Origin of the sequence: Mesorhizobium sp. B2-3-7, from assembly GCF_006442695.1 — a bacterium.
In the GTDB taxonomy this organism is placed as follows: Bacteria; Pseudomonadota; Alphaproteobacteria; order Rhizobiales; family Rhizobiaceae; genus Mesorhizobium.
The window spans coordinates 84,580-110,176 of sequence record NZ_VFVV01000008.1; the positions used below are offsets into that span (position 1 = coordinate 84,580).

The 25,597-nt window shown below is 63.4% G+C and carries 25 protein-coding genes; 17 read left to right on the forward strand and 8 right to left on the reverse strand.

Going from position 1 to position 25,597, the window contains the following annotated elements:
* Positions 1 to 69 precede the first annotated feature (69 nt).
* The 8 genes from FJ940_RS17070 to FJ940_RS17105 all read left to right on the forward strand — a co-directional run bounded on the left by FJ940_RS17070 (position 70) and on the right by FJ940_RS17105 (position 7,591).
* Complete coding sequence (locus tag FJ940_RS17070) at positions 70 to 1,452, forward strand: M20/M25/M40 family metallo-hydrolase (protein ID WP_140657276.1); 1,383 nt, start codon at positions 70 to 72, stop codon at positions 1,450 to 1,452.
* Between the two features lie 148 nt (positions 1,453 to 1,600).
* The gene (locus tag FJ940_RS17075) at positions 1,601 to 2,221 is read left to right on the forward strand and encodes a ribonuclease D (protein WP_140500266.1); all 621 of its coding nucleotides are present in this window, start codon (positions 1,601 to 1,603) and stop codon (positions 2,219 to 2,221) included.
* A gap of 82 nt (positions 2,222 to 2,303) precedes the next feature.
* A complete protein-coding gene (locus FJ940_RS17080) occupies positions 2,304 to 2,507 on the forward strand; it encodes a hypothetical protein (RefSeq protein ID WP_140657278.1) in 204 nt (67 codons plus the stop codon).
* A gap of 110 nt (positions 2,508 to 2,617) precedes the next feature.
* Positions 2,618 to 2,872, forward strand: a complete 255-nt coding sequence (locus FJ940_RS17085) for a GlsB/YeaQ/YmgE family stress response membrane protein (protein WP_140500262.1) — start codon at positions 2,618 to 2,620, stop codon at positions 2,870 to 2,872.
* A gap of 23 nt (positions 2,873 to 2,895) precedes the next feature.
* Positions 2,896 to 3,042: a hypothetical protein gene (locus tag FJ940_RS17090; protein ID WP_140500260.1), complete on the forward strand. Its 147-nt coding sequence runs from the start codon at positions 2,896 to 2,898 to the stop codon at positions 3,040 to 3,042.
* A 185-nt stretch (positions 3,043 to 3,227) separates the two neighbouring features.
* The gene (locus tag FJ940_RS17095; RefSeq protein WP_140558373.1) at positions 3,228 to 4,304 is read left to right on the forward strand and encodes a type I restriction enzyme HsdR N-terminal domain-containing protein; all 1,077 of its coding nucleotides are present in this window, start codon (positions 3,228 to 3,230) and stop codon (positions 4,302 to 4,304) included.
* A gap of 219 nt (positions 4,305 to 4,523) precedes the next feature.
* A complete protein-coding gene (locus FJ940_RS17100) occupies positions 4,524 to 6,788 on the forward strand; it encodes a transglycosylase domain-containing protein (protein WP_140657280.1) in 2,265 nt (754 codons plus the stop codon).
* Positions 6,789 to 6,838: 50 nt separating this feature from the next.
* Positions 6,839 to 7,591, forward strand: a complete 753-nt coding sequence (locus FJ940_RS17105; protein WP_140500256.1) for an SDR family oxidoreductase — start codon at positions 6,839 to 6,841, stop codon at positions 7,589 to 7,591.
* A 27-nt stretch (positions 7,592 to 7,618) separates the two neighbouring features.
* On the opposite strand, the gene FJ940_RS17110 is transcribed toward FJ940_RS17105, so the two are convergent.
* Positions 7,619 to 8,539: a zinc-binding dehydrogenase gene (locus tag FJ940_RS17110; RefSeq protein ID WP_140566069.1), complete on the reverse strand. Its 921-nt coding sequence runs from the start codon at positions 8,537 to 8,539 to the stop codon at positions 7,619 to 7,621.
* A 143-nt stretch (positions 8,540 to 8,682) separates the two neighbouring features.
* Between FJ940_RS17110 and FJ940_RS17115 the strand changes: the two genes are divergently transcribed.
* Complete coding sequence (locus tag FJ940_RS17115; protein ID WP_140558379.1) at positions 8,683 to 9,492, forward strand: helix-turn-helix transcriptional regulator; 810 nt, start codon at positions 8,683 to 8,685, stop codon at positions 9,490 to 9,492.
* Positions 9,493 to 9,582: 90 nt separating this feature from the next.
* Complete coding sequence (locus FJ940_RS17120; protein ID WP_140657282.1) at positions 9,583 to 10,020, forward strand: VOC family protein; 438 nt, start codon at positions 9,583 to 9,585, stop codon at positions 10,018 to 10,020.
* Between the two features lie 102 nt (positions 10,021 to 10,122).
* Here the strand turns inward: FJ940_RS17120 and FJ940_RS17125 are convergent, their stop codons facing one another.
* The gene (locus tag FJ940_RS17125; protein ID WP_140584594.1) at positions 10,123 to 11,925 is read right to left on the reverse strand and encodes a cation:proton antiporter; all 1,803 of its coding nucleotides are present in this window, start codon (positions 11,923 to 11,925) and stop codon (positions 10,123 to 10,125) included.
* Between the two features lie 215 nt (positions 11,926 to 12,140).
* Positions 12,141 to 12,590 (reverse strand): host attachment family protein, encoded by a 450-nt coding sequence (locus FJ940_RS17130; RefSeq protein WP_140584593.1) that lies wholly within the window; start codon positions 12,588 to 12,590, stop codon positions 12,141 to 12,143.
* Between the two features lie 432 nt (positions 12,591 to 13,022).
* Here FJ940_RS17130 and cysG point away from each other — a divergent pair, with 432 nt between their 5' ends.
* The 5 genes from cysG (at position 13,023) to FJ940_RS17155 (ending at position 17,911) form a co-directional block, all read left to right on the forward strand.
* Positions 13,023 to 14,468, forward strand: a complete 1,446-nt coding sequence (gene cysG, locus FJ940_RS17135; RefSeq protein WP_140513764.1) for a siroheme synthase CysG — start codon at positions 13,023 to 13,025, stop codon at positions 14,466 to 14,468.
* Complete coding sequence (locus FJ940_RS17140; RefSeq protein ID WP_140500242.1) at positions 14,465 to 14,758, forward strand: DUF2849 domain-containing protein; 294 nt, start codon at positions 14,465 to 14,467, stop codon at positions 14,756 to 14,758. Before cysG ends, FJ940_RS17140 begins: the two co-directional genes overlap by 4 nt.
* 48 nt (positions 14,759 to 14,806) lie before the next feature.
* Complete coding sequence (locus tag FJ940_RS17145; RefSeq protein ID WP_140513763.1) at positions 14,807 to 16,477, forward strand: nitrite/sulfite reductase; 1,671 nt, start codon at positions 14,807 to 14,809, stop codon at positions 16,475 to 16,477.
* Positions 16,452 to 17,216, forward strand: a complete 765-nt coding sequence (locus FJ940_RS17150) for a phosphoadenylyl-sulfate reductase (RefSeq protein ID WP_140500238.1) — start codon at positions 16,452 to 16,454, stop codon at positions 17,214 to 17,216. Before FJ940_RS17145 ends, FJ940_RS17150 begins: the two co-directional genes overlap by 26 nt.
* A 161-nt stretch (positions 17,217 to 17,377) precedes the next feature.
* Positions 17,378 to 17,911: a DUF934 domain-containing protein gene (locus FJ940_RS17155; protein ID WP_140500236.1), complete on the forward strand. Its 534-nt coding sequence runs from the start codon at positions 17,378 to 17,380 to the stop codon at positions 17,909 to 17,911.
* A gap of 107 nt (positions 17,912 to 18,018) precedes the next feature.
* On the opposite strand, the gene FJ940_RS17160 is transcribed toward FJ940_RS17155, so the two are convergent.
* Both FJ940_RS17160 and FJ940_RS17165 read right to left on the reverse strand, forming a co-directional pair.
* Positions 18,019 to 19,041, reverse strand: coding sequence for a fatty acid desaturase (locus tag FJ940_RS17160; protein ID WP_140657424.1), 1,023 nt, complete (start codon positions 19,039 to 19,041; stop codon positions 18,019 to 18,021).
* Positions 19,042 to 19,205: 164 nt separating this feature from the next.
* Positions 19,206 to 19,406: a hypothetical protein gene (locus FJ940_RS17165; RefSeq protein ID WP_140500234.1), complete on the reverse strand. Its 201-nt coding sequence runs from the start codon at positions 19,404 to 19,406 to the stop codon at positions 19,206 to 19,208.
* 239 nt (positions 19,407 to 19,645) lie between these two features.
* Between FJ940_RS17165 and grpE the strand changes: the two genes are divergently transcribed.
* Both grpE and FJ940_RS17175 read left to right on the forward strand, forming a co-directional pair.
* Positions 19,646 to 20,281, forward strand: coding sequence for a nucleotide exchange factor GrpE (grpE, locus tag FJ940_RS17170; RefSeq protein ID WP_140500232.1), 636 nt, complete (start codon positions 19,646 to 19,648; stop codon positions 20,279 to 20,281).
* 119 nt (positions 20,282 to 20,400) lie between these two features.
* Positions 20,401 to 21,033: a trimeric intracellular cation channel family protein gene (locus FJ940_RS17175; protein ID WP_140500230.1), complete on the forward strand. Its 633-nt coding sequence runs from the start codon at positions 20,401 to 20,403 to the stop codon at positions 21,031 to 21,033.
* A 103-nt stretch (positions 21,034 to 21,136) separates the two neighbouring features.
* Here the strand turns inward: FJ940_RS17175 and FJ940_RS17180 are convergent, their stop codons facing one another.
* From FJ940_RS17180 to FJ940_RS17190, 3 genes are all read right to left on the reverse strand, one after another.
* Positions 21,137 to 22,024, reverse strand: a complete 888-nt coding sequence (locus tag FJ940_RS17180; protein WP_140500229.1) for a GNAT family N-acetyltransferase — start codon at positions 22,022 to 22,024, stop codon at positions 21,137 to 21,139.
* Positions 22,025 to 22,207: 183 nt separating this feature from the next.
* Complete coding sequence (locus FJ940_RS17185) at positions 22,208 to 24,517, reverse strand: PAS domain-containing hybrid sensor histidine kinase/response regulator (RefSeq protein ID WP_140657284.1); 2,310 nt, start codon at positions 24,515 to 24,517, stop codon at positions 22,208 to 22,210.
* An 85-nt stretch (positions 24,518 to 24,602) separates the two neighbouring features.
* Positions 24,603 to 25,595 (reverse strand): MDR family oxidoreductase, encoded by a 993-nt coding sequence (locus tag FJ940_RS17190; RefSeq protein ID WP_140513760.1) that lies wholly within the window; start codon positions 25,593 to 25,595, stop codon positions 24,603 to 24,605.
* Between the last annotated feature and the right edge of the window lie 2 nt (positions 25,596 to 25,597).

Consider the following 25,597-nt stretch of genomic DNA (forward strand, 5'->3'; position numbering starts at 1 on the left):
AATGGTCCCGGGCTTTTCGTTTGCCCGCTCTGCCTTTACGGTTCCGGCACTGAATCGAAAGGCTCGCCAATGTCAATTTCCTCCGTTCTCGACCGTCTCGACAAGAATCTCGACCACAGCCTGGAGCGCCTCTTCGGTCTGCTCCGGATCAGGTCAATCTCCACCGATCCGGCCTATGCCGCCGATTGCCGCAAGGCGGCTGAATGGCTGGTGGAAGAACTCAAGGTGATCGGCTTCGACGCCAGCGTGCGCGACACGCCCGGCCACCCGATGGTGGTTGCGCATCATGATGGGCCGGCCGGTTCACCGCATGTGCTGTTCTATGGCCACTATGACGTACAGCCGGTCGATCCGATCGAGCTTTGGGAAAACGACCCGTTCGCGCCGGCGGTCAAGGAGATCGAGCCCGGCCACAAGGTGATCACCGGGCGCGGCTCGGCCGACGACAAGGGTCAGTTGATGACCTTCGTCGAGGCTTGCCGGGCCTGGAAGCAGGTGCATGGCAATCTGCCGTGCCGCATTACCATCCTGTTCGAGGGAGAGGAGGAGTCGGGCTCGCCGTCGCTGAAGCCCTTCCTCGAGGCCAATGCCGATGAACTCAAGGCCGATTTCGCGCTGGTCTGCGATACCAGCATGTGGGACCGCGACACGCCGTCGATCTGCGTGGGGCTGCGCGGGCTGGTTGGCGAGGAGATCATCGTGAAGGCCGCCGACCGCGACCTGCATTCGGGTCTCTATGGCGGCGCCGCTGCCAACCCGATCCGCATCCTGGCAAAGGTGCTGGCCGACATTCACGACAAGGACGGCCATATCACCATCCCGGGCTTCTATGACGGCGTCGAGGAAACGCCCTCGCAGATCCTGAAATCATGGGAAACGCTGGGCGAAACGGCCGAGACGTTCCTTGGCCCCGTCGGCCTGTCGATCCCGTCGGGCGAAAAGGGCCGCTCGCTGCTGGAACTCACCTGGGCACGGCCGACGGCCGAGTTCAACGGCATCACCGGCGGCTATACCGGCAAGGGCTTCAAGACGGTGATCGCGGCGCAGGCCTCGGCGAAAGTATCTTTCCGCCTCGTCCACAAGCAGGATCCCAAGAAGATCCGCGCCGCCTTCCAGCAATTCGTCAAGGAGCGCATTCCGGCCGACTGTTCGGTGGAGTTCCACCCGCATGGCGGCTCGCCGGCAATCCAGCTTTCCTACGACTCGCCGTTCCTGGCCAAGGCCAAGACGGCGCTGTCGGACGAATGGCCGAAGCCGGCGGTGACGATCGGCAGCGGCGGCTCGATCCCCGTAGTCGGCGATTTCCAGACCTATCTCGGCATGGAATCGCTGCTGGTCGGTTTCGGCCTCGACGACGACCGCATCCACTCGCCCAATGAAAAGTATGAGTTGAGTTCCTTCCACAAGGGCCAGCGCTCCTGGGCGCGCATTCTGGACGCGCTGACGCGCTGAGCCGGGAACTCACGAAAGGCGGGAAAATCAAGTTTATGTTGATTTTTCCGCCGATCACGGCAAGGACGGGTTGCCAGCGCAACGTGCTGGAGCGCGCGCGTCCGCTCGATGGATGCGCGATGCCGAAAGCGCGACCCCGGAGAAGACGATGAGCGATATCCGTTTCCACAAAAACGATCTGCCCGACCTGTCCCGCTACAATGTCGGGGCGGTTGCCATCGATACGGAAACGCTGGGCCTGAACCCGCATCGCGACCGGTTGTGCGTGGTGCAGATTTCACCCGGCGACGGCAGCGCCGACGTCATCCAGATCGCGCCGGGCCAAAAGGAAGCGCCGAACCTCGTCAAGCTCTTGGGAAACCACAGCGTGACCAAGCTGTTCCACTATGGGCGCTTCGACCTTGCCGTGCTCTACCATGCGTTCGGTGTGATGCCCGAGCCGGTATTCTGCACCAAGATCGCCTCGCGGCTGACCCGCACCTACACCGACCGGCATGGTCTCAAAGACATCTGCTTCGAGCTTCTGGGCGTCGGCCTGTCCAAGGCGCAGCAATCGTCGGACTGGGCGGCCGAAACGCTGTCGCCCGAACAACTCGAATACGCCGCATCCGACGTGCTCTATCTGCACCGGCTGCGCGACGTGCTGGCGGCGCGGCTGGCGCGCGAGGATCGCACGAAAGAGGCCGACGCCTGTTTCCGCTTCCTGCCGACACGCGCCAAGCTTGACCTCATGGGCTGGGACGAAGAGGATATTTTCGCTCATAGCTGACGGCCTCGCGGCGCTGCCGCCGATGTTCCGTCCGGGACCAGAGCCGGCCGTCGTGTTCCGTCGGCTCGAAAAGAGGGATGACATGGCGGATAGGAAGCCCATATCGACCGCGCCCACCGACGGTTCCAAGGTCACCGTGACCTGGAAGGACGGCGACGGCGTGCTCAACGAATCCATCGCGCAATACCGGGACGGCGGCTGGTGGGTCTACATCGACAGCGATACGCAGAAGAAGGTCGAGCCGACGAGCTGGCGGCCCGCCGCGAGCGACGACGGCGACCAATGAGCAGGCCGCTGGCGAGGCCGGCCGCTTTCGCATAGCCTGAAGCCGTTGATATCGAGGCCGATTCGGGGCTTTCCGCTCCGCGCTCGCCTCTTGCTCGGAGGGAAATCGCCATGGGCGTCGAAAGCCTGCTCGTCTTCATCATCATCGGTGCCATCGCCGGCTGGCTCGCCGGTCTCATCGTCTCCGGTTTCGGCTTCGGCCTGATCGGCAACATCATCGTCGGCATCATCGGCGCGTTCATCGCGGGCTGGCTGTTCCCGCGGATCGGCTTGTCCATCGGCGGCGGCATCCTCGCCTCGATCATCCACGCCACGATCGGCGCCATCATCCTGCTGATCCTGGTCAGGGTCCTGAAGCGAGCCTGAGGCCGGGCACCGAGGAGCGCGCCATGAAACAGAATACGCTTTATCTCGTCATTGGCGCGCTCGTCGTCGTGGTCATCGCGCTCGGCGTCTACGTCTACCGCGAACAGACCAAGCCGAAAGGCGTGGAGCTCAAGATCGACGACAAGGGCATCTCGATCCAGCAGAACTGAACGGTTCCTCGCCATGCTGCCACGGGGGGCGCCACCGGAACACCCTAGTTGTTCCTGGCCTCGGCTTCAAAAAATGCATGGCAAAATCTGAGCCCGTGGCGACTGCCAGCCTGAAGTTCGATCGTCTGCCATCTTGCGTCTTTATTATTTTTGCGTGATCCTCCTTGAATACTTGGGAGGGGACAATGAGCGTTGAAGAAAAACTGCGTGTACTGGCGGACCGGATCAGAACCCATTCGAGCGCAATGCTCACGGAGGAAGCACTCAAAACGGCGATTATCCTGCCATTCTTATCTGCCCTCGATTATGATGTTTTCAATCCGGACGAGGTAATCCCTGAATTTTGCGCAGATGCTGTTGGGAAAAAAGGGGAAAAAGTCGACTATGCAATCAAGTTAGACGGAGAGATCCGGATACTTATTGAATGCAAACCTATATCTATGACGCTTGAAAAGGTCCATCTAGCTCAGCTCTATCGCTACTTTTCAGTGACGAACGCAAAATTTGCAATTCTCACAAACGGTCGAACGTTCCATTTCCATACCGATTTGGTTGCGCCCAATCGCCTCGATGATCGACCGTTTCTCACCTTCGACTTGTCCGACATGCAGGGGCAACTCGTTACCGAGCTGAAAAAATTCGCCAAAGCTGAATTCAATATCGACGGGATTCTTCAGTCGGCACATAGGCTGAAATACACGTCTGCAATCAAGAAAGAGATCGCGAACGTCATGGAGAACCCTCCCGAGGACTTTGTTCGGATGGTGACGGGAGGACTCTACCAAGGTCGCTTTACGAGCCAGGTGAAAGAACAGTTCACACCTATGGTGAAGGCCGCGTTTCGTGAAATTGTGAGGGAGTCTGTTCAGTCAAGATTGTCAACGGCGTTAGCGGAAACGGAGGTTTCCGAGATCGGCGTCGAGGGAGAAGAGGCCGAGGAGGTCGTTACAACGGAGGAGGAGCGCGAGGGATTCATGATCATAAGAGCGATCGTGCGAGACACCTTGAAGCCTGCCCGTGTAGTGATGAGGGATCAGAAAAGCTATTGCGGCATCTTGATCGATAATAACAATCGTAAACCACTCGCGCGGTTGTGGTTCAATCGCTCCATAAAATATTTGGGACTCTTTGATGGTGAAAAAGAGAATAAAGTGAAGATCGACACGCTTGACGAGATCTATGATTATTCAGATCGCCTGAGGGCTACCGCGAAGGAATACACAGCGCCTGTACATGTTTTGGCGCCGGAAGTTATTTCGTAGGGGTAGTACAGGGGGCCTCTCTGAAAAAAACTATGCCGAGGGTCGTGGTTCGACAAGTCCGCCGAATGTAGGCGTGAGATGTGACAGGCACTGCGGTGGGAGAGCTCTCGCCACCTGATATGGCTTTTGCGCAGAAGCGGGTGACTTAACCCGCCTTTAAACCGCCGCATCTACTCTGCAACCCGAACGCCATAGGCATCGGGATATCAAGCGCAGCGCATGGCGAACCGCAGAGACAGCCGGATCGAACCCAGTTTCGAGGGACCGCCACAAGCGAGATCCCAGACAGGTCTTTCGGTGAGCGAGGAGGACCGCGTCGTGCCCAGCAACCGCAAAGCCTCCGCCAAACGCAAATCGCCGAAGGCAAAGTCGTCGCGTGCCAGGCGCGGCCGAAGCCGGCGCGGCCTGTTCGGCGTGCTCGGCCGGCTGGTCTACTGGTGCTTCGTGCTGGCCATCTGGGGCGGCATCGCCGTGGCCGGCGTCGTCGTCTACTACGGTGCCAAGATGCCGGCGGCCACGACCTGGTCGATCCCCGATCGCGCGCCCAATATCAAGATCGTCTCCGCCGACGGCCAACTGCTCGCCAATCGCGGCATGAGCGGCGGCGAGGCGGTCGGCCTGCACGAAATGTCGCCCTACATCCCCGAGGCGGTCATCGCCATCGAGGACCGCCGCTTCTATTCGCATTTCGGCGTCGACCCGATCGGCCTGTCGCGCGCCATGGTCGCCAATCTCGCCGGCGGGCATTTCTCGCAAGGCGGTTCGACGCTGACGCAGCAACTGGCCAAGAACCTGTTCCTGACGCCAGACCGGACGCTGGAGCGCAAGGTGCAGGAGGTGCTGCTGGCGCTGTGGCTGGAGCACAAGCACACCAAGGACCAGATCCTCGAAATGTACCTCAACCGGGTCTATTTCGGCTCGGGCGCCTATGGCGTCGAAGCGGCCTCGCGCCGTTATTTCGGCAAGAGCGCGCGCGATGTCACCTTGTCGGAGGCGGCGCTGCTTGCCGGTCTCCTGAAGGCGCCGTCGCGACTGTCGCCGGCGCGCGATCCCAAGGCCGCCGAGGACCGCGCGCAGCTGGTGCTCGCCGCTATGCGCGACGAAGGCAAAATCAGCGCCAAGGAACTGACCACGGCGATGAGCGCGCCGGCGACGCGCGCGCCGTCCTACTGGACAGGCTCGGAAAACTACGTCGCCGACACCATCATGGAAGAGCTGCCCGATCTGATCGGCGACGTGCGCGGCGACATCGTCATCGATTCCACCGTCGACCTGAACCTGCAGAAGCTCGCGGAACAATCGATCCGCCGGCTGATCGATGAAAGCGGCAAGAAGCTCAACGTCACCCAGGGCGCGCTGGTGTCGATCGACGATTCGGGCGCGGTGCGTGCCATGGTCGGCGGCTACGATTATTCGACCAGCCAGTTCGACCGCGCCTCGGAAGCGCGCCGGCAGCCCGGTTCGGCGTTCAAGCCGTTCGTCTACATGGCCGCCCTCGAGGCCGGCCGCACGCCCGACAGCGTGCGCAACGATGCGCCGATCAAGATCGGCAAATGGACACCCGACAATTACGGCGGCAAGTATTTCGGGAAGGTGACGCTGGCAACCGCCTTGGCGAAGTCGCTGAACTCGGTGGCGGCCCAGCTGACCATGGAAGTGGGGCCGGACGCAGTGGTCGAGGCGGCGCATCGCATGGGCATCCAGTCCGATCTGCAGGCCAACACCTCGATCGCGCTAGGCACGTCGGAAGTGACGCCGCTGGAGCTGACCTCGGCCTATGTGCCTTTCGCCAATGGCGGCTACAAGCCGGACATCCATTTCATCCGCCGCGTGACATCAGCCGAGGGCAAGGTGCTGTACGACGCCGGCAGCGGCAGCGCGCCGCGCGTGGTGAAGCCCGAGATCGTCGGCATGATGAACTCGATGATGACCGGGACGGTGGAGATCGGCACGGCCAGGAAGGCGGCCTTCACCTGGCCGTCGGCCGGCAAGACCGGCACCAGCCAGAATTCGCGCGACGCCTGGTTCGTCGGCTACACCGCCAATCTCACCACCGGCGTATGGTTCGGCAATGACGACGGCAGCCCGATGAAGAAGGTCACCGGCGGCGCGCTGCCGGCGCAGGCCTGGCACGAGTTCATGGTCGCCGCGCATGAGGGCGTGCCCGTGCGGCCGCTGCCTGGTACCTGGAAATCGACGCCGGCCGATAGGATCGTGCCGGACGAAATCCCGTCGGCCGATGCGACACAGCCGGCTCCGAAGCCGCAAGCGCCTGTCGGCCAGTCGGCGCCCGCTGCCGTCGCGGCGCAGCCAGCGCCGGTTCGCGCGCCCCGCCCGGCCCAGACGGTCGACGCCGACGGTTTCGATATGCCGGGCGACTCCGGAACCACCGCCTCGGTCGGACATCCGGTGCCGCCGGGCAGTGTCGGCGGTCCGCTCAAGAAGCGGCAGACGTCGATCCTCGACATTCTCGGCGGAGGCTAGCGGCAACTCGCCTCTCGCCAGCGCCACACCGTTCGGCTACACCTCCCGACATGGCAGAGATCGACACCAGGAAGACCATTGTGCTGACCGGCGCCAGCCGTGGCATCGGCCATGCCACGGTCAAGCGTTTCTCGCGCGAGGGCTGGCGCGTCATCACCTGCTCGCGCCAGGCGTTTGCCGAGGATTGCCCGTGGCCGGCCGGGCCCGAGGACCACATCAAGGTCGATCTCGCCGACCAGGAGGATGTCGGCATCGCCGTCTCCGAAATCCGCCACCGGCTCGAGGCGCATGGCGGGCAGCTGCACGCGCTGGTCAACAACGCCGGCATTTCGCCAAAGCTCAAGGACGGCAACAGCCGCATGAACTCCATCGACACGCCGATGCATGTCTGGCGCGACGTGTTCCAGGTCAATTTCTTCGCGCCGATCATGCTGGCGCGCGGGCTGTTCAAGGAACTGGCATCGGCGAAAGGGTCGATCGTCAACGTCACCTCGATCGCCGGCACCCGGGTGCACCCCTTCGCCGGCACCGCCTATGCGACATCCAAGGCGGCGCTCGGCTCGCTGACGCGCGAGATGGCGCATGATTTCGGGCCGCACGGGATCCGCGTCAACGCCATTGCGCCGGGCGAAATCGACACCGCGATCCTGTCGCCAGGCACGGACAAGATCGTCGAGACCATTCCGCTCAGGCGGCTGGGTACCACGGCCGAGGTCGCCGACATCATCTTCTTCCTGTGCTCCGGGCAGGCGTCTTATGTGACCGGTTCGGAAATCCACATCAATGGCGGCCAGCACGTGTGAGCGGACTGATCTCAGGCTAGGGATCGTTCATCCGGTCATGGTGAGAACGGCCTTGCCGCTGAAGCTGCGCTGTCGCAGAGCGTCCAGGGCTTGGGCGATGTCGGTCCATGGCATGGTCAGGGCGACGCGGGTTTCCAGCCGGCCGGCCGCAACGAGAGCGAGTAGCGAGGCGATGTCCGAGCCAATGCCCGCGCCAGACGTGTAGTAGGCGAAAGTCTGAAGCCTCGCCCCCTCGTGACCCGGAACGAACTGGCGGAACCCAATTGGCGTGAGTTCGCCACTGCTTGAGCCGAACATGACGATCGTCCCGCCAGGAGCGACGCGTTCGATCGCGTGGGCGAGGCTTTGGCCACCGACCGATTCGGTAATCAGCGAAAACGGCCCCACGGCCAGTTCGATCGACTCGACGACTTGCCCGGCACCCAGGCGGCGGAGATCCTCGCCATGCCGGGAGGCCGCGACCGCGGTCACGCTCGCGCCCTGTTCGCGCGCGATCTGGATCTGGAAACGGCCGACCGCTCCACTTGCGCCGGTGATCAGGACCCGTTGGCCGGCAAGGTCGCCGCCATGGCGCAAAGTCCTGAGCGCGGTGGTGCCCGCGACCGGAAGCGTGGCCGCGGAAACGAAGCTGACCTCATCCGGCAGGACGGCGAGGCGGTCGGTCGAAACCGCGACGCGTTCGGCCCAGCCGGCCTGGTCGACCAAGGCCGCGACGCGGGCGCCCACGGCTGGCCCGGAGCCGTCGGCCGCTGGCCGTTCGACGATCCCGACGATGTCCTGGCCGGGTATCCAGCCGTCCGGGCGTATGGTGAGCAGGCGCAATTCGCCGCGATTCAACGAGGTTGTGTGGACCGAGACAAGCGCCTCGTTTGCGAGAGGCCGTGGGTCCTCGACCTCGGCAAGCGTCAGTCCGGCGGGGCTGTCGGAAGATATGGCTAGGGCGAGCATGAGACGTACCTTCCTGCTGGTTTGTGGATGCAAAGCGCGGTGGCATCCTGATCAACCGGGTGCATGGGCAAGCTGGAACCTATCGACTTCCCAGCTTGAAGAATTTAGCTATCGTGGCGTTTAATCGCTAAAAGCCGTCAATCATGAGACAACCTCTTCGTTACCCATGGCTCGATTTCAATGTGGATGACGTCCTCGCACCGGCAATCGCCGTGCGCGTCGACGTTACCGAAACCAGGGCCGAAGTCCCCTCCCATCGGCATCGCAAAGGCCAACTCGTCTTCGCGCTCGGCGGTGGCGTCACATGCCGCGTCCCGAGCGGCCTGTGGATGGTGCCGCCGCATTGCGGGGTGTGGATTCCCGGCGACATGGAGCACAGCAATATCGCGACCGCCAACGCCCGGATCTTCTTCGTCTACATCGAGCCGGGAGCCGCCGAATTGCCGGACCGGTGCTGCACCCTTTCGGTCTCGCCGCTGTTGCGCGAACTGATCATCGAACTGTCCGATGGCGTGGGGGATGATGAGGCGAGGGATGCGCTTTTGATCAGGATGCTGCTTGCTGAGCTGCCGCGCATGCCTGTCCAGCGGCTGCATCTGCCGATCTCATCCGAGCCGCGATTGAGGCGGATCGCCGAAGCGTTGGCGCAGGATCCCGCTGACCGCAGCACATTGTCGGAATGGGCCAGCCGGGTTGCGCTCAGCGAGAGCAGTCTCGCCCGTCTCGTCGTGAAGGAGACTGGCTTAAGCTTCGGACGCTGGCGCCAGCAGTTGCATCTGATCGTCGCAATTCGAGAACTTGCCTCCGGTGCGAGCGTGCAGCAGGTCTCCGGCGATCTCGGCTATGATTCCGTCACCGCCTTCATCACCATGTTCAAAAAGGCGCTTGGCAAGCCGCCGGCAAAATACCTCGGCAGCGTCGCGCAAAATGGCGGCTCTGCCTTCGTGGCGTGATCAACCTGGCTGCAGGCGGAGCACCTCGAGCATCCATTGTTAGACCAGGCGACGCCTTGTAGATTCGAACGACACCTTGGAGATGGAAACATGGCGCTCAAGCGGATGGACAACGTAGGAATCGTCGTCGAAGACCTCGGAGAGGCGGTTGATTTCTTTCGCGAACTCGGCCTCGAGCTCGAAGGACGGGCCACGATCGAAGGAGAATGGGCCGGACGTGTCACCGGACTGGGCGATCAGCATGTCGAGATTGCCATGATGCGCACACCGGACGGCCATAGCCGGCTCGAGCTCTCCCGCTTCCTCATGCCGCCTGTCGTCGCAGATCACCGGAACGCCCCGGTCAACGCCCTAGGGTACCTGCGCGTCATGTTCACCGTGGATGACATCGACGAGACGCTTGAGAGGCTCCGCACGCGCGGCGCGCAGCTCGTAGGCGAAGTAGTCCAGTATAAAGACGTGTATCGGCTCTGCTACATCCGTGGGCCTGAGGGGTTGCTCATCGGACTCGCCCAAGAACTCGGTTAAGCGCAATACGAAGAAATGGCAGGAGTGGCCGATGTCAGCGGGCGCGTCCAAGGCCGCCCCACCTGTTCGAGGTCCCGCCCTCCACGGTCGGCCGCGTTCTCGCTAAGCACGGACTAGTTCCGTGTAGGCGGACGGTTCAGCCGCCCGCGGCTTGTGACCAAGCACCTCTTCCACGATGCCGCGCGCGATCTCGCGTTCGCCCATGATCACCGTATCGGCGCCGAGCCCCTTGAGATGCTCGACCTCGGCATCGGCATGGGCGCGGGCGACGACATTGATGGCGGGATTGGCGGCGCGCGCACGCAGCACGATCTGACCGGCCTCGAAGGCATTGGGGATGGCCAGGATCAGCCGTTTTGCGCCTTCGGGATTGGCGGCTGCAAACACTTCGGCATTGGCGGCGTTGCCGGCCACGGTCTCGATGCCCTCGGCCCTGAGCTTCACCAGTGTCTTGTCGGCATCCTCGACCACCAGGAAGGGCAGGGCGGCTTCCTTCAACGCAGCGCCGACGAGACTGCCGACACGGCCGTAACCAATCAGGATAGCGTGGCCGCTGAGGGCCGTTCTTGGCGGCGGCCCATCCTCCTGCTTCGCCGCCGAGGCGACGGAAGCCACCTGGCCGGGCTCCGTCGCCGGGCCGACCGGTTTGGGCTCCACAGGCGGCGCCGTCCTGGCGGCGCGGGCCTCGAGCCATGGCTTCATCCAGTCGATGACCAGGAACATCACCGGGTTGAGCACGATCGACAGGATGGCGCCCGCCAGGATGAGGTCTCGCCCCTGTTCGGGCAGCAGTTTCAGCCCGACGCCGAGTTCGGCCAGGATGAAGGAGAACTCGCCGATCTGGGCAAGGCTCGCCGAAATCATCAGCGCCGTCGCCAGGGGATAACCGAAGGCGACGACGATGAGGAAGGCCGCCAGCGACTTGCCGACGACGATGATGGCGAGCGTTGCCAGAATCGGCAAGCCGTTGCTGAACAGGCTGAACGGGTCGAACAGCATACCGACCGAGACGAAGAACAGCACCGAGAAGGCATCGCGCAACGGCAGCGATTCCTCCGCGGCGCGGTGGCTGAGTTCGGACTCGCTCATGATCATGCCGGCGAAGAAAGCGCCCAGTGCCAGCGAGACGCCGAACAGCTTGGCCGCGCCGAAGGCGACGCCAAGCGCTATCGCCAGCACCGAAAGCCGAAACAGCTCGCGCGAGCCGGTATGGGCGACATAGTGCAGGATCCAGGGAATGACGCGGCGGCCTACCACCAGCATGACGATGACGAAGGCGGCGACCTTGGCCAGCGTGATGCCGACGACACCCCAGATGCCGTAGCTCGCGGGCAGCGACAGCAGGCCGCTCGCATGGGCATCCGCCTGCTCCTGGCCGCCAAGCACGCCGGCAAGCGCCGGCAAAAGCACCAGGGCCAGCACCATGGCCAGGTCCTCGACGATCAGCCAGCCGACGGCAATGCGGCCGCGCTCGGTCTCGATCAGGCGGCGCTCCTGCAGGGCGCGCAGCAGCACCACGGTCGAGGCCACCGACAGCGCCAGGCCGAAGACCAGTCCTGCTCCCGCCGACCAGCCGAGCATCCAGGAAAGCCCCGCGCCGAGTGCCGTGGCAAAGCCGATCTGGACGATGGCGCCGGGCACGGCGATGGCGCGGACCGACAGGAGATCCTTCAGCGAAAAATGCAGGCCGACGCCGAACATCAACAGGATGACGCCGATTTCGGCGAGCTCATTGGCAAGGCCGGCGTCAGCGACGAAACCGGGCGTGTTCGGCCCAACCAGCACGCCGGCCACGAGATAGCCGACCAGCGGCGGAATGCGGAAGCGGTTGGCGAGAGCGCCGAAGACGAAAGCGAGCCCCAGACCGGCTACGATGGTGGCGATAAGGGGAGTGTCATGCGGCATTGTCTATGGAGCGCCTTTCAAGCCAGCGATGCAGGATATGCGCCGCCCGAAGCCGCCGCCTGTTTGCAATATGGTGGATTGGGTGTCGGCCACGCAACCCCGCAAAACCGGGAATTGCCGGTGAAGCGACAAATACCTCGCCGGTGGGCAAGCAAGCCGGAATTCGAGGTCAGCCGAAATCATGCGCCGCAACGGCGGCGCTCGATCGCCAACGATCAAGCTGCCCGCAACAGGGCCTCGATCTCGAATACCGCGTGGTTGGTCAGCGTCTTGGGAATTTCCGCGCTGACCTTGTCGCTGACTTCCTTGTGCAGGATCTTGCGCATCGCGCCGAGCACGAGCGGCGGCGCGATGAGGATGATTTCGTCAAAAGAGCCTCGATGAGCCAGCTTGTAGAGCCGTTCGGCGAGTTCGTCGGCAAAGCGCTCCTTGCCGATCCGATGCCAATCCGTCTCCTCGACCGCGCTGCGGTGAACCGAGGGACCGTCATTGTAGCGACCGGGACTGTCGCTGCCTTGCTCGCGCGTTGGCGGGTTGTCCTGCCTCACTTCCTGCAACACTTCGAGGTTAGGAAATTTGGTGTCACCTGCATTTCTGAGGAAGAGCGCTTTTTCTCCGTCGGCCACCATGATCCAGATGCCGTGCTTCAACTTGATCGCGCTCATGACGCCGGGCTCCTTCCTTCGCTGCCGCCACGCTTGGCTTCACGCCGCGGCCAGGTATGATTTTGAATTGCGCATGCGGAAGGAACGCGCCTCGATCCGGTAATGTTCCAGCCAAAAAGCCAGGTCATGCGGGCGCTCCGTCGAGGTGGAGGCGCGCGCACGACCGCCAGGCAGCTTTAATCTACTAAATTAGTAGAATTTAGAAAAAACGGTTTTGTCATAAAGCGCGTTCGGCCCAAAAAAGAGGAGAAATCAATGCCCGCGACAGCGGCTTGATGCCGGTCTCCGCAACAAGGTGGAATATTTTTCTCTTGGCCGCGGCCCTTTAGAAAAAGCGATTGCATCCCGGAAGGTGATGCGCGAGTGGGTTTCTTCAGCTTTTTCGCGCCCACGCGTAGAAGTGAAGACCAGATCAGGATTCCGTTCGTATCCATGCCGCAGCCCGCCCCCAAGCTCAATGCCTTCCCCGTCTTCGTACGGGTCGAGGACGAAGCCGTAACGATCGTCGGCGGCGGCGACGAAGCGTTGGCCAAGGCACGATTGCTTGGGCAGTCCAGCGCTACGCTGCGCATCGTCGCGGAGAGCGCCTCACCGGACATGCTCGGCTTCATCGCGCAGAGTGGCGCCACCCACATCGCGGCCTATGAGGCGAGCCGGCTGGAAGGCTCGGTGATGGTGTTCGCTGCCAGCGGCGATGAGGCGCTCGACCGGCGCGTTGTCCAGGATGCGCGCCGGCTCGGCATCCCCGTCAATGCGGTGGACCGGCCGGAGCTTTGCGATTTTTTCACCCCGGCGCTGGTCAATCGCGCACCGGTCGCGATCGCCATCGGCACGGAAGGCGCTGGGCCGGTGCTGGCGCAGATGCTGCGTGCCCGCATCGACCGCATGCTGTCGCCTTCGTTGGGCAGGCTGGCGGCTCTCGCCGCGTCGTTCCGGGCCGCCGCTGAAAGCCTGCCCAGGGGCAATTCGCGCCGCCGGTTCTGGAGCGAGTTCTTCGGCGGTGCGCCGGCGCGCGCCGTCGAAGCTGGCAAGCTTTCGCAGGCGCATGACGCAGCCGCCGATCTTCTGCGTTCGGCTGCATCCGCTTCAGGCCATATCGCCCTGGTTGGCGCGGGCCCCGGTGCCGAGGACCTTTTGACGCTGCGTGCGCATCGCCTGCTGATGGAGGCCGATGTCATCGTCCACGACGCGCTGGTGCCGGAGGCTGTCGTCGCCATGGGCCGACGCGACGCCGAGCGGCTGGCGGTCGGCAAACGCAAGGGCTGTCACACCAAGAGCCAGGCCGAGATCAACGCGCTGCTGGTCGAGCTTGGCCGCGAAGGCAAGCGTGTGGTGCGGCTGAAGTCGGGCGATCCCCTGGTGTTCGGCCGGGCCGGCGAGGAGATGGCGGCGCTGCGTGATGCGGGCGTGGCCTATGAGGTGGTTCCGGGCGTCACCGCTGCTTTCGCCGCCGCCGCCGATTTCGAATTGCCGCTGACGCTGCGCGGGGTTTCCTCCTCGATGGTGTTCACCACCGGTCATGATCTCAAAGGCAATTCGCTGCCCGATTGGGCCAAGCTTGCCATTTCGGGTGCCACCGTTGCTGTCTATATGGGCCGCTCGGTGGCCGCAGAGGTTGCCGGCCGGCTGATCGAGGCCGGGCTTTCGCCCGATACGGCGGTAGCCGTGGTCGAGAATGCCAGCCTCGGCAATCGCCGCCGTTTCCACGGCACGCTTGCCGACCTGCCGTCGTTGGAAGCGCGCGCCGATCTCTCAGGTCCGGTCATGACCATCATCGGCGATGCGGTCGCCGGCGCCAATTTCGAACGGTCCGAACCGCTCGCGGCACACAGGCATGAAGGTGCGCCCATAGCTGCCACCGAGGGAGTTCAGCAATGAAGATACTGACCGCCAACCGGCTCGCCGACGGCATCGCCGTCTGGTACGCAGACGGCGGCTGGGCCGAGAGGGCGGACCATGCCGACCTCGCCCATGACAAGGCGGCCGAGGATCGCCTGGAAGCGATCGGTGCCAAGGCCCACGCCGACAACGAAGTCCTCGACGTCAACCTCATCGATGCCGAAATCGTGAACGGCGTTGTCGAGCCGGTGCGGTTGCGCGAGAAGATCCGCGCCGCGGGCCCGACCATCCGCAACGATCTTGGCAAGCAGGCCTCCCGGGCGGCGTAAGCCCAGACCGGAAGTGAACACGGGCGGACGCGCCCTGAAAGACGAAGCATGTACCGCTACGATGAGTTCGATCACGATTTTGTCCAGGCCCGCGTCGCCGAGTTCAGCGACCAGGTCCAGCGCCGGCTCGCCGGCGAGATCACCGAGGACCAGTTCCGGCCGCTCAGGCTGATGAACGGCGTCTACCTGCAATTGCACGCCTATATGCTGCGCATCGCGGTGCCCTATGGCACGCTGAACGGCAAGCAGTTGCGCATGCTCGGCCACATCGCGCGCAAATACGACAAGGGCTACGGCCATTTCACCACGCGCCAGAACATCCAGTTCCACTGGCCGGCGCTGTCCGACATTCCTGCGATCCTGGCCGATCTGGCGAGTGTCGAGATGCACGCCATCCAGACCAGCGGCAATTGTATCCGCAACGTCACCGCGGACCATTTCGCGGGTGCGGCGGCCGACGAGGTCGCCGATCCGCGTCCCTATGCGGAAATCCTGCGCCAGTGGTCATCTGTTCATCCGGAGTTTTCCTACCTGCCGCGCAAGTTCAAGATCGCGGTAACCGGCGCGGAGCGCGACCGCGCCGCCATCCAGACCCACGACATCGGCCTGCACCTGAAGAAGAACGCGGCCGGCGAGCTCGGCTTCGCCGTCTATGTCGGCGGCGGCCAGGGGCGCACGCCGATGGTCGCCAGGAAGATCCGCGATTTCCTGCCGGAAGCCGACCTTTTGTCCTACTGCACGGCGATCCTGCGCGTTTACAACCTGCATGGCCGCCGCGACAATAAGTTCAAGGCGCGCATCAAAATCCTGGTCCACGAGACCGGCGTCGAGGAGATCACGCGCCAGGTCGAGGCGGAATGGCAGCAATTGAAGGACGCCGAGTTGAAGCTGCCGGAAGCAGACATCCGCGCCATCGACGCCTATTTCGCGCCACCAGCGCTGACCGCGCGGCCGGACGGCGACGAGGCTGTAAAGCTGGCACGCCTCGATTCCAAGGGCTTCTCGGATTGGCTCGACCAGAACGTGGTGACGCATCGCCACCCCGACTATGCGGCGGTGACCATCTCGCTGAAGGGTATCGGCGAAGTGCCGGGCGATGCGACCGACAGCCAGATGGAAGCGATTGCCGATATCGCCGAGAAGTATGGATACAACGAGTTGCGCGTCAGCCACGAGCAGAACCTGATCCTGCCGCATGTGGCGCGCGCCGACCTGAAGGCGGTCTATGACGCGCTGGTCGATATCGGCCTGGCGACCGCCAATTCGAACCTGATATCGGACATCATCTCGTGCCCGGGCCTCGACTATTGCGCGCTGGCCACAGCGCGTTCGATCCCGATCGCGCAGGAGATCTCCCGTCGCTTCGCCTCGCTGGAGCGGCAGCGCGAGATCGGCGAGTTGAAGCTGAAGATCTCCGGCTGCATCAATGCCTGCGGCCATCACCATGTCGGACACATCGGCATTCTCGGAGTCGAAAAGAAAGGCACCGAGCTGTACCAGGTGACGCTTGGCGGTTCGGCCGACGAGAACACTTCGGTGGGCGAGATCATCGGCCGCGGCTTCTCGTCGGAAGAGATCACCGACGCCATCGAGCAGATCGTCGAGACCTATCTCGGCCTTCGGCTCAACTCACAAGAGAAATTCATCGACGCCTACCGCCGTGTCGGTCCCGCGCCGTTCAAGGAGGCGCTCTATGCTGGCGAAGCCAAGGCCGCTTGACCCTATCGTCGACGCCGATGACGGCATCGCCGCCAAAGCGGCGGGGTTTGACGCGCTTTACGGCCACCTGAATCCGCTCGACATCATCGAACGCGCGGCAGGCGACCTGTTTCACGATGAGATTGCCGCGGTGTCTTCCTTCGGTGCCGATTCGGCCGTGCTACTGCACATGATTTCCGAAGTCGATCGCTCGCTGCCGGTCATCTTTCTCGATACTGGCAAGCATTTCGAGGAGACGCTCGGCTATCGCGACGCCCTGGTCGCCGATTTCGGGTTGACCAACATCCAGGTGATCAAGCCCGACGAGGCAGCACTCGAGCGGATCGATCCGACCGGCAATCTGCACCAGACCAACACCGACGCCTGCTGCGACGTGCGCAAGGTCGAGCCGCTGGCACGGGGCGTGGCGCCTTTCCGCGCCTGGTTCACCGGCCGCAAACGCTTCCAGGCCTCGACGCGCGCAGCACTTCCGGTGTTCGAGGCGGTCGGCCCACGTATCCGCATCAATCCGCTGGCGCACTGGACGACGTCGGACCAGGCGGACTACATGCGCGCGCATGCACTGCGGGAAAATCCGCTGGTCGCCTATGGCTATCTGTCGATCGGCTGCTTCCCGTGCACCCAGCCGGTGCAGCCGGGCGAGGACGCGCGCAGCGGCCGCTGGGCCGGCCATGCCAAGACCGAGTGCGGCATTCACCTGTCGGGACTGGAGAAGTCGCTGACCGACGCATCGTTATAGGGTATGCTGATATTCAGGTGAGGCCGGCCTGCAAACGGCGGCTTCGGGGGCTCACGTACTACAAGTACGCTCCGCTCCGGCTCTCGGAAGCTACCGTTTTCGACTCGGGCCTGCTTGAATCTCCACACCCCCTTGAGCTCTTTGAATTTTAGGAAATTTCGATGACTGAACCGACGATACCGGAGACCCGCCTCTGGACCCCGACGGGTTTTCGGGAGGATGAGTGGGCTCATGCCGAAGGCGCGGAAGCGCTGTCCGGCAATGGCCGCTTCATCCTGCCGCTGCAGGCGTTTCTCGATCTCGATCCGGAGGTGCGCCGGTCGGCCAAGGAAAGGATCGGTGTCGTGCTGCAACCCGGCGATCAGCTCGAAAGGATTGCTGGCCTGCTCGACCAACTGTCGCTGGTGGCGCTGGCTTTTCCGTCGTTCAGCGATGGCCGCTCCTTCTCAAAGGGCGAATTGCTGCGCAGCCGACATCATTTCGAAGGTGCCGTGCGCGCCACCGGCCAGGTGCTGGTCGACCAACTGCCGCATATGCTGCGGCTCGGTTTCGATGAATTCGAAATCTCCAATCCCGTGCTCTTGAAGCGGCTGGACGAAGGCCGCACCGGCGGATTGGGACTCTACTACCAGCCTGCCGCCGTGCCGAAGCCCAAGGGACCAAAATACTCCTGGCGTCGGCTGCGTGCCGGCTGACGTCACGACACTTCCAGCGACAGGTTTGCGGCCGCCTGTCCTCTCCCGTCACGACGACAGGAGGTGCCGCCGGCGGATCGGGGACAGCAGAGCCAGGCAGAAGATGGCTACGCCTCCATCCGTGCCTGGCGAAACGACACCAGCTTGCCGCTGTTTTCATCCCACAGCGCCAGCTTGACGCAGCGCAGGCTCTCAAGAAGGGTGATGCGGCCTATGCCGCGCAGTTCCGGATAATCGCGCAGCACTTCCTGCAGGCGGTAGCCTGGCACCTTCGCGGAGAGGTGATGGACATGATGGACACCGATGTTGCCGGTGAACCAGTTCAGCACCGGCGGCAGGTCATAATAGGAGGATCCGTGCAAGGCGGCACGCTGGAACTCCCACTCATCGTCCTTCGCCCATTCGGTCTCCTCGAACTGGTGCTGGACATAGAACAGCCAGATGCCGGCGGATCCGGCAAGGATGACGATCGGCAGGTGGACGACCAGAAAAGCGCCAATACCGACGAACCATATCAGGATCGACGCTGCCAGAACGATGGCGAGGTTGGTGGCCATCGAGGATACCCAGGGCTTCAGGCCACCGCGCATCATCCCGACCGGCAGCCTTTGCTCGAAGATGAAGAGCCATATCGGCCCCAGTCCGAACATGACCAAGGGATGGCGATAGAGACGATAGGCGAGGCGACCTCTCCAGGACATCCGCCGGTACTCCGCGACCGTCAACGTCTTGATATCGCCAACGCCGCGCTCGTCGAGATTACCCGCGCTGGCATGATGGGTGGCATGAGCACTCCGCCAGCAATCATAGGGCGTCAGCGTAAGCACGCCCAGGACGCGGCCTATCCAGTCATCGGCGGTGCGGTTGGCGAAGAAAGATCCGTGCCCGCAATCGTGCTGGATCATGAAAATCCGCACCAGGAAGCCCGCCGCCGGCAAGATCAGCACCAGCCCCCACCAATGGCCATAGGCAAAGGCGATCGAGGACAGCGCCCAGAGTGCTGCGAAAGGGATCAGGGTGATCGCCAGTTCGACGGCGCTGCGCCGCCTGTCCGGCTTCTTGTAGCGCGCCAGGATCTTCAACCAGGCGCGCTTACTGTTGGCGGCAGTCTCAGGGGAAATCATGTTCATCATGAAGCATAGGCGGAGGGGCCCGGCTCCCGCAAGGCTAATCACGAGAAATTACCGCGCGTAATTGTCGCGATGGGGCGCGGGATCCTCGATCCAGGCCGCGACTTCAGGTTCTGTTCTAACCCTGCAACTCTGCCAACCCGGATCGCATCCGGTCACATGCATCAATGGCGCGCGCCGCCAGCCATGCTGTTTTCCAGGCCGTCGAGACGTTCGAGCTGGTCCCGGAAGCGGTCGGGAATGTCTTTCTCGGCGCGAAAGGCCGGCAGCGCATGCAGAAAGCGTCTCACCGCCGCCGTGCCTAGCTGGCGCCGGATTTCGGCGGCGATCCGATCTTTCTTTTCGCCCTTGTCGCGGGGTGTCATTTCAAAAATCCTGTGTCGGTTCGAAAATCCTCCAGCCAGCAAATGGTTCCCCGATCGCGCCGCCGGGGCAAGCAAAGGTGGAAGCTATGGTAAAGTTTGAATTAAAATCGAAGCATCGCACTGATCGCCATTCGGTTTGAACGGCTGGGCGCGTGCCTTCGCTTACCCCTTGATTTTTGCCCACCAAACCTCGATATCGGGCTCAAAATCCACACTATTCGAGATGATGGGAAACGGCGATGAGCGACCAGGCAAAAGACGAACGCGCGCCCGACGAAATTGAGGCGACCGAAGCCAATGCCGAGCGCACGGAAGGTGGCGTCGATGGCGATTATGAAGCGGTTGTGCGGCTCCTGAAGGAGAATGAAGAGCTGAAGGACAGGGCGCTTCGCGTTGCGGCCGAGATGGAGAACCTGCGTCGCCGCACCGCGCGCGACGTGCATGACGCGCGTACCTATGCGGTCGCGAACTTCGCCCGCGACATGCTGTCGGTTTCGGACAATCTGCGCCGCGCGCTGGACGCTATTCCCGCCGAGGCCAAGGCGTCCGGCGATGCGGGTTTCAAGGCGCTGATCGACGGCGTCGATCTCACCGAGCGTGCCATGCTGTCCGCACTGGAGCGGCACGGCGTCAAGAAGCTCGCGCCGGAAGGCGAGAAGTTCGATCCCAATTTCCACCAGGCCATGTTCGAAGTGCCCAATCCCGATGTGCCGGCCAACACGGTGGTGCAGGTCGTGCAGCCGGGCTATTCGATCGGGGAGCGGGTGCTGCGCCCGGCCATGGTCGGCGTTGCCAAGGGCGGCCCGAAAATCGCCGCCGGCGAAGCGCCGGTCGAGCCGGGGCCCGTCAACGAGCAGGCGGAGAAGGACGCGTAGTTAGGGGAATAGGGAATAAGGCACTAAGGCACTAAGGCACTAAGGGGCGTATCAAGAGTACGGCTTCGTGCTAAACATACTCCCCTACTCCCCTGCTGCCTTACTCCCTGGTCCCGCCCTTGAACCCCATCGCGCTTCTCGACTATGCCGGCGTTGCGGTCTTCGCGGCGACAGGTGCGCTTGCCGCGTCGCGCAAGCAGCTCGACGTTATCGGCTTCCTTTTCCTGGCGTGCGTCACCGGCATCGGCGGCGGCACTCTTCGCGACGTCATCCTTAACCTGCCGGTTTTCTGGATCGCCAATTCCAGCTATGTGCTGATCTGCGCGGCGGTTGCGGTGCTGGTGTTTTTCAGCGCACACCGTGTCGAATCCCGCTGGAAGTGGCTGCTCTGGCTCGACGCCGTCGGGCTAGCCGCTTTTTCGGTGATGGGTGCGGCCAAAGGGTTGGCCATCACCGGTTCGCCGGTCGTTTCCGTCATCACCGGCGTGCTGACCGCCACATTCGGCGGCATCCTGCGCGACGTGCTGGCAGGGGAGCCTTCGGTGCTGCTGAGGCCGGAAATCTATGTTACGGCCGCCCTGGTTGGCGCGTCGATCTTCACATTGGGCGATGTCGCCGGACTGCCGCAGATCGTGTCAGGCTTGGCCGGTTTCGCCGCGGCATTCGCCGTGCGCGGCGGCGCGCTCAAATTCGGCTGGTCGTTTGCGTCCTACAAGAGCCGGCCCGGCAGGCGGCCGGAGGATATTTCGTGAGAGAAGGGATTAGGGACTAGTGAGTAGTGAGTAGTGATTAGGGTTAATCAGTAGGTGTAAATTATGATGTCTTCACTACTGACTACTGACTACTGACTACTGCTCACGCAGCAAAACGCTGCGCTTCCCCGCCGTAATAATTGACGTAGCGGGCGCCGATCTCCTTGACCGGCATCACCACGAACACATCGACCGTCGAGAATTCACGATCGATGACGCAGCCGTCGCCGATGCGGGCGCCGACCCTGAGATAGCCCTTGACCAAGGGCGGCATCGCAGCGATCGCTGCCTTGGCATTGACCGCCTCGATCGGCATCAGGTCCATGGAACAATAGCGGCCTGCGACGGCGCGCACGTCCCAAGCCGAATTCGTGCGGCAGTGATGCGCCAGATAGGTGAGCGCCTCGGCATGGGCCGCCGGCACCGTGCCCTGGAAAGACGCACAGCCGGTCATCACGCCAATGCCGTAGTGGTTGATGTAGGCCCAGATGCCTTGCCACAATGCCTCGATGGTGCGCTTCGAACGGTATTCCGGCAGGACGCAGGAGCGGCCGAGCTCGAGAAAGCGCTGGCCGGGGTGACGGGCGATGAGCTTGGTCAGCTCGAACTCGCCTTCGGAATAGAAGCCGCCGGCGGCCGCAGCGATTTCTTGCCGCAGCAGCCGGTAGGTCCCGACGATGCGGCGATGTTCGGGGCCGGAAAGCGAGGTATCGAAGACGAGCAGGTGATCGCAGTGCGGATCGAAGCGGTCGGCATCACGGCGGTCCTGCACCTGAAACAGGTTCTTCCTGGCGCCAAGCTCGTCGTAGAATACCCGGTAGCGCACTTCCTGCGCGGCCGCGATCTCGGCCTCGTTGCGGGCCAGCCGCACTTCGAGGTTGCCGATACGGCCGAGCGCTGCGCCCTTTGTGACGGAATCGACATTGCGCCCGGCAAGCAAGGCGCCGCCGGCGTTCGGCCGAGTGTCACATTCCGGCATAACTGTATGCACGAGTGATTCTCCTTCGAGCCATCCCTCTTGGCACGGGGATACGGTGTAGGTGCAACAGGATTGTGACACTACCGTGATACGGCGTCGCGGGCAATACTTCGTCGGCTGGCGAATACGGTCAACCGGCTACGTTATGCAAAAGCAAGGTGGCGCCGCTCGGCAGGAGATTGATGAAAAAAAGTCTCAGGCGGCGACCTGCCCCTCGATGGCGTCGACCAGTGCATCGGGGTCGAGCGGCTTGGTGACAAAGCCGCTGGCGCCGTGGGCGAGCACCGCATGGCGGGTCTTTTCCTGGCTGTCGGCCGACAGCACCATGATGGGCACTGGCGGCACGGCCGTCTCCTCCTCATGGCGGCGGATGGCGGCGATGGCGTCCATCCCATCCATCACCGGCATGTGCAGGTCCATCAGCACCACGTCGAAGCGGTGTTTGTGTCCGGCACCGGTAACGGCCTCGACCGCCGCCTTGCCGTTGCCGACAACCTTGACGCGATGACCGGCCTTCAGCAGCGTGGCGCGAGCGAGCATGGCGTTGATGTCATTGTCCTCGGCGATCAGCACCGACAGGCCACGCTGGCGATCACTGGCGGCGCGAAGCGCCGGCGGGTGGGGCTTTTCCGGCCGTGTCGGGGCAAGCGCCGGCGCATGACTGCTCAGAAGCACACGCAAAAGTGTTCCGCCTCGCACCGGTCTGGCGAGGAAGGTCGCGTAGCCGCTGGCGCGGAACTCGCCGAGCATGCCGCGATCGGTCGGGGCGATCAGCGTGATGGCTTCGCAATCGGAAAAACCGCTTTGGCGCAGCCGCTTGAGCAGTCTTCCGTCGCCCTCTTCCATGGCCGCGTCGACCAGCAGCACGTCGCAATCGCCGGAGAACGATGCCGCCTGCGCCACGGTGGTGGCGATATCGACCGCGCCGCCGTTGGCGCGGATGCTGCGGGCGATGGCGTCGGCCTCGACGATATTTCTCGACAGGATTACCGCGTGCCTGCCCTGAAGCGCGTCCACCCGGCCGGGTGGTGGCTCGCTCGCGGAGATGGCCGGGATATCGAAGACGAATTCCGAACCCTGACCCAACCGGCTGGAGACGGAAATCGTGCCGCCCATGGCGGTCACCAGGCGCTTGGAGATGGCAAGACCGAGACCGGCTCCGCCATGCGCGCGCGTCGAGGTACCGTCGGCCTGCTCGAACTCCTCGAAAATGCGCTCCATGTCGTCTTCATGCAGGCCTGGCCCGGTATCCGCGATGGTGAAGCATATGCGGTCGGTGGTTTCAGTGCGGGCGCGCGCTATACTCACCAGCACCCCGCCGCTGTCGGTGAACTTGATGGCGTTGCCGATCAGGTTGAGCAGCACCTGCCTGACCCGGCCCGGATCTGCGGTGATCAATTGCGGCACGTCGGGCTCGACATGGCAGCCGAGGCCGATATCCTTGGAGAAGGCGCGCGCGGCGAGGAGCTCGACAACGTTGTCGGCGATCTCGCGCACCGACATTGGCTGCGGTTCGGGATCGAAGCGTCCCGCCTCGATCTTGGAATAGTCGAGCAGGTCCTCGATGAGGGCCAGCAGCGCGCTGGCCGAGGTCGAAATGGCGCCGACATAGGTCTGCTGCTCCGGCGACAGGCTGGTATCGGCCAACAGCCTGGCCATGCCCATGATGCCGTTCATCGGCGTGCGGATTTCATGGCTGACAGTGGCGAGGAAGCGCGATTTGGCCTGGCTTGCGTATTCGGCCCGCTCGCGCGCGGTGATCAGCGAGGATTCGGCACGCTTGCGGGCGGTGATGTCGCGGGCGATGGCGCGATGCGAGACAGAACCGCTGTCCTTGTCGCGCACCGACAGTTCGATCCACGAGAACCAGCGCGAACCGCCAGGGGTGCGGATGGCGACGTCGGTGGAACTCAGGCATTCATGGTCGGAAAAGGCGGCGTCGGGAACGATACCGACTTCGATGCCAAGTTCCGCCAGGGTCTTGCCGGCGAGGTCGCGCTGGTCGAGCTCGACGAGATCGGCGAACACCTTGTTGGCATAGACGATATAGCCGTCGCGGTCGCGATGAATGACGAGATCGCCAAGCGCGTCGATCAGGCCGCGAAAGCGCTCTTCGCTCTCCTGCATCTCCCACATGCGATCGGCCAGCGTCTCGATCTCGGCACGGCTGCGAGCCGTGGTTTCATCAAGCAGCGCGGCGGTGCGGTATTCGTTCCTTCTGGCGCGCAGGTGCAGGCCGAAGCCGGCAAGGCCGGTCGCCAGCAAAGCGAGGCTGATGAAGATCGGCGCGCCGGTCAGGTGCGTCAGCCCCGCCAGCATGATGATGGCGACGAAGGTCAACAGCGGCAAGCCTTCGCGGCCGGCCAATCGCGGCTGATTCCTGGCCTGTTGCGGCTCAGGCGCCAGCGGCGGTGCGGCGACGAACCGCCGCGCCGACGCCGGCGCGGGTACCGCATCGACGTCTTCGCCAGTCTCCGCTTCCTGGATGCCGGATTCCGCGACCATGCGAAAACCCTACCGGACAGAAATTATGGAAGCCTACGGGGGATCGTTCGAATTTTAGCGGATAGGTTGTTTTACCCCGGCGAACTCACTGCATGTCTACGACGACGCGGCCGCGGATCTTGCCGTCGACGATGTCGCGCGCGGCGTCGATGATGTCGTCGAAGCCGATGGTCGTGGACAGGCTGGCGAGCTTGCGCAGATCCAGGTCGGCGCCGATGCGGCGCCAGGCCTCGAGCCGCACCGGTTTCGGCGCCATCACCGAATCGATGCCGAGCAGCGAAACGCCGCGCAGGATGAAAGGTGCCACGCTCGACGGCAGGTCCATGCCGCCGGCCAGGCCGCAGGCCGCGACGGCACCGCCATAGGAGGTCATAGAGAGCACATTGGCCAGTGTGTGGCTGCCGACGGAATCGATGCCGCCCGCCCAACGCTCCTTGGCGAGCGGCTTGGTCGGCTGGCTGAGTTCGTCGCGCGATATCACCTCCGCGGCGCCAAGATCGATGAGATACGGACTTTCGGCATTGCGCCCTGTCGAGGCAATGACGTGATAGCCCAGGCTGGACAGGATGGAGACCGCGACCGAGCCGACGCCGCCGGCCGCGCCCGTCACCACCACGGGCCCGCGATCGGGCACGATGCCGTGCCGCTCCAGTGCCATGACGCACAGCATTGCGGTATAGCCGGCGGTGCCGACCGCCATCGCGTCATGCGCGCTGATGCCGTCGGGGAGCGGCACCAGCCAGTCGCCGTTGACGCGGGCGCGCCCGGCATAGGCGCCAAAATGCGTCTCGCCGACGCCCCAGCCGTTCAGGATGACCTTGTCTCCCTTGCGCCAGTCGGGATGGGAAGAGGATAAGACCGTTCCGGCGAAATCGATGCCTGGCACCAAGGGCCAGCGGCGAATGACCGGCGCCTTGCCTGATATTGCGAGCCCATCCTTGTAGTTCACCGTCGTCGCTTCGACTGCGACGGTGACGTCACCGTCCATGAGATCGGCTTCGGTGAGGTCGGTCACCGCCACCGACTGTTTCTTTTCGGCGTCGCGCGAAACGAGGATGGCTTTGAAGGTTTCGGGCATTT

What these genes read in the sequence shown, in the direction of transcription:
- cysG (WP_140513764.1), top strand. Translation starts at nt 13,023, where the DNA reads ATGCCGCAGCCCGCCCCCAAGCTCAATGCCTTCCCCGTCTTCGTACGG.
- FJ940_RS17130 (WP_140584593.1), bottom strand. Translation starts at nt 12,590, where the DNA reads ATGAGCGCGATCAAGTTGAAGCACGGCATCTGGATCATGGTGGCCGAC.
- FJ940_RS17100 (WP_140657280.1), top strand. Translation starts at nt 4,524, where the DNA reads ATGGCGAACCGCAGAGACAGCCGGATCGAACCCAGTTTCGAGGGACCG.
- FJ940_RS17110 (WP_140566069.1), bottom strand. Translation starts at nt 8,539, where the DNA reads ATGCTCGCCCTAGCCATATCTTCCGACAGCCCCGCCGGACTGACGCTT.
- grpE (WP_140500232.1), top strand. Translation starts at nt 19,646, where the DNA reads ATGAGCGACCAGGCAAAAGACGAACGCGCGCCCGACGAAATTGAGGCG.
- FJ940_RS17125 (WP_140584594.1), bottom strand. Translation starts at nt 11,925, where the DNA reads ATGCCGCATGACACTCCCCTTATCGCCACCATCGTAGCCGGTCTGGGG.
- FJ940_RS17120 (WP_140657282.1), top strand. Translation starts at nt 9,583, where the DNA reads ATGGCGCTCAAGCGGATGGACAACGTAGGAATCGTCGTCGAAGACCTC.
- FJ940_RS17165 (WP_140500234.1), bottom strand. Translation starts at nt 19,406, where the DNA reads ATGACACCCCGCGACAAGGGCGAAAAGAAAGATCGGATCGCCGCCGAA.
- FJ940_RS17105 (WP_140500256.1), top strand. Translation starts at nt 6,839, where the DNA reads ATGGCAGAGATCGACACCAGGAAGACCATTGTGCTGACCGGCGCCAGC.
- FJ940_RS17080 (WP_140657278.1), top strand. Translation starts at nt 2,304, where the DNA reads ATGGCGGATAGGAAGCCCATATCGACCGCGCCCACCGACGGTTCCAAG.
- FJ940_RS17155 (WP_140500236.1), top strand. Translation starts at nt 17,378, where the DNA reads ATGACTGAACCGACGATACCGGAGACCCGCCTCTGGACCCCGACGGGT.
- FJ940_RS17115 (WP_140558379.1), top strand. Translation starts at nt 8,683, where the DNA reads ATGAGACAACCTCTTCGTTACCCATGGCTCGATTTCAATGTGGATGAC.
- FJ940_RS17185 (WP_140657284.1), bottom strand. Translation starts at nt 24,517, where the DNA reads ATGGTCGCGGAATCCGGCATCCAGGAAGCGGAGACTGGCGAAGACGTC.
- FJ940_RS17140 (WP_140500242.1), top strand. Translation starts at nt 14,465, where the DNA reads ATGAAGATACTGACCGCCAACCGGCTCGCCGACGGCATCGCCGTCTGG.
- FJ940_RS17190 (WP_140513760.1), bottom strand. Translation starts at nt 25,595, where the DNA reads ATGCCCGAAACCTTCAAAGCCATCCTCGTTTCGCGCGACGCCGAAAAG.
- FJ940_RS17160 (WP_140657424.1), bottom strand. Translation starts at nt 19,041, where the DNA reads ATGAACATGATTTCCCCTGAGACTGCCGCCAACAGTAAGCGCGCCTGG.
- FJ940_RS17085 (WP_140500262.1), top strand. Translation starts at nt 2,618, where the DNA reads ATGGGCGTCGAAAGCCTGCTCGTCTTCATCATCATCGGTGCCATCGCC.
- FJ940_RS17150 (WP_140500238.1), top strand. Translation starts at nt 16,452, where the DNA reads ATGCTGGCGAAGCCAAGGCCGCTTGACCCTATCGTCGACGCCGATGAC.
- FJ940_RS17090 (WP_140500260.1), top strand. Translation starts at nt 2,896, where the DNA reads ATGAAACAGAATACGCTTTATCTCGTCATTGGCGCGCTCGTCGTCGTG.
- FJ940_RS17095 (WP_140558373.1), top strand. Translation starts at nt 3,228, where the DNA reads ATGAGCGTTGAAGAAAAACTGCGTGTACTGGCGGACCGGATCAGAACC.
- FJ940_RS17070 (WP_140657276.1), top strand. Translation starts at nt 70, where the DNA reads ATGTCAATTTCCTCCGTTCTCGACCGTCTCGACAAGAATCTCGACCAC.
- FJ940_RS17075 (WP_140500266.1), top strand. Translation starts at nt 1,601, where the DNA reads ATGAGCGATATCCGTTTCCACAAAAACGATCTGCCCGACCTGTCCCGC.
- FJ940_RS17145 (WP_140513763.1), top strand. Translation starts at nt 14,807, where the DNA reads ATGTACCGCTACGATGAGTTCGATCACGATTTTGTCCAGGCCCGCGTC.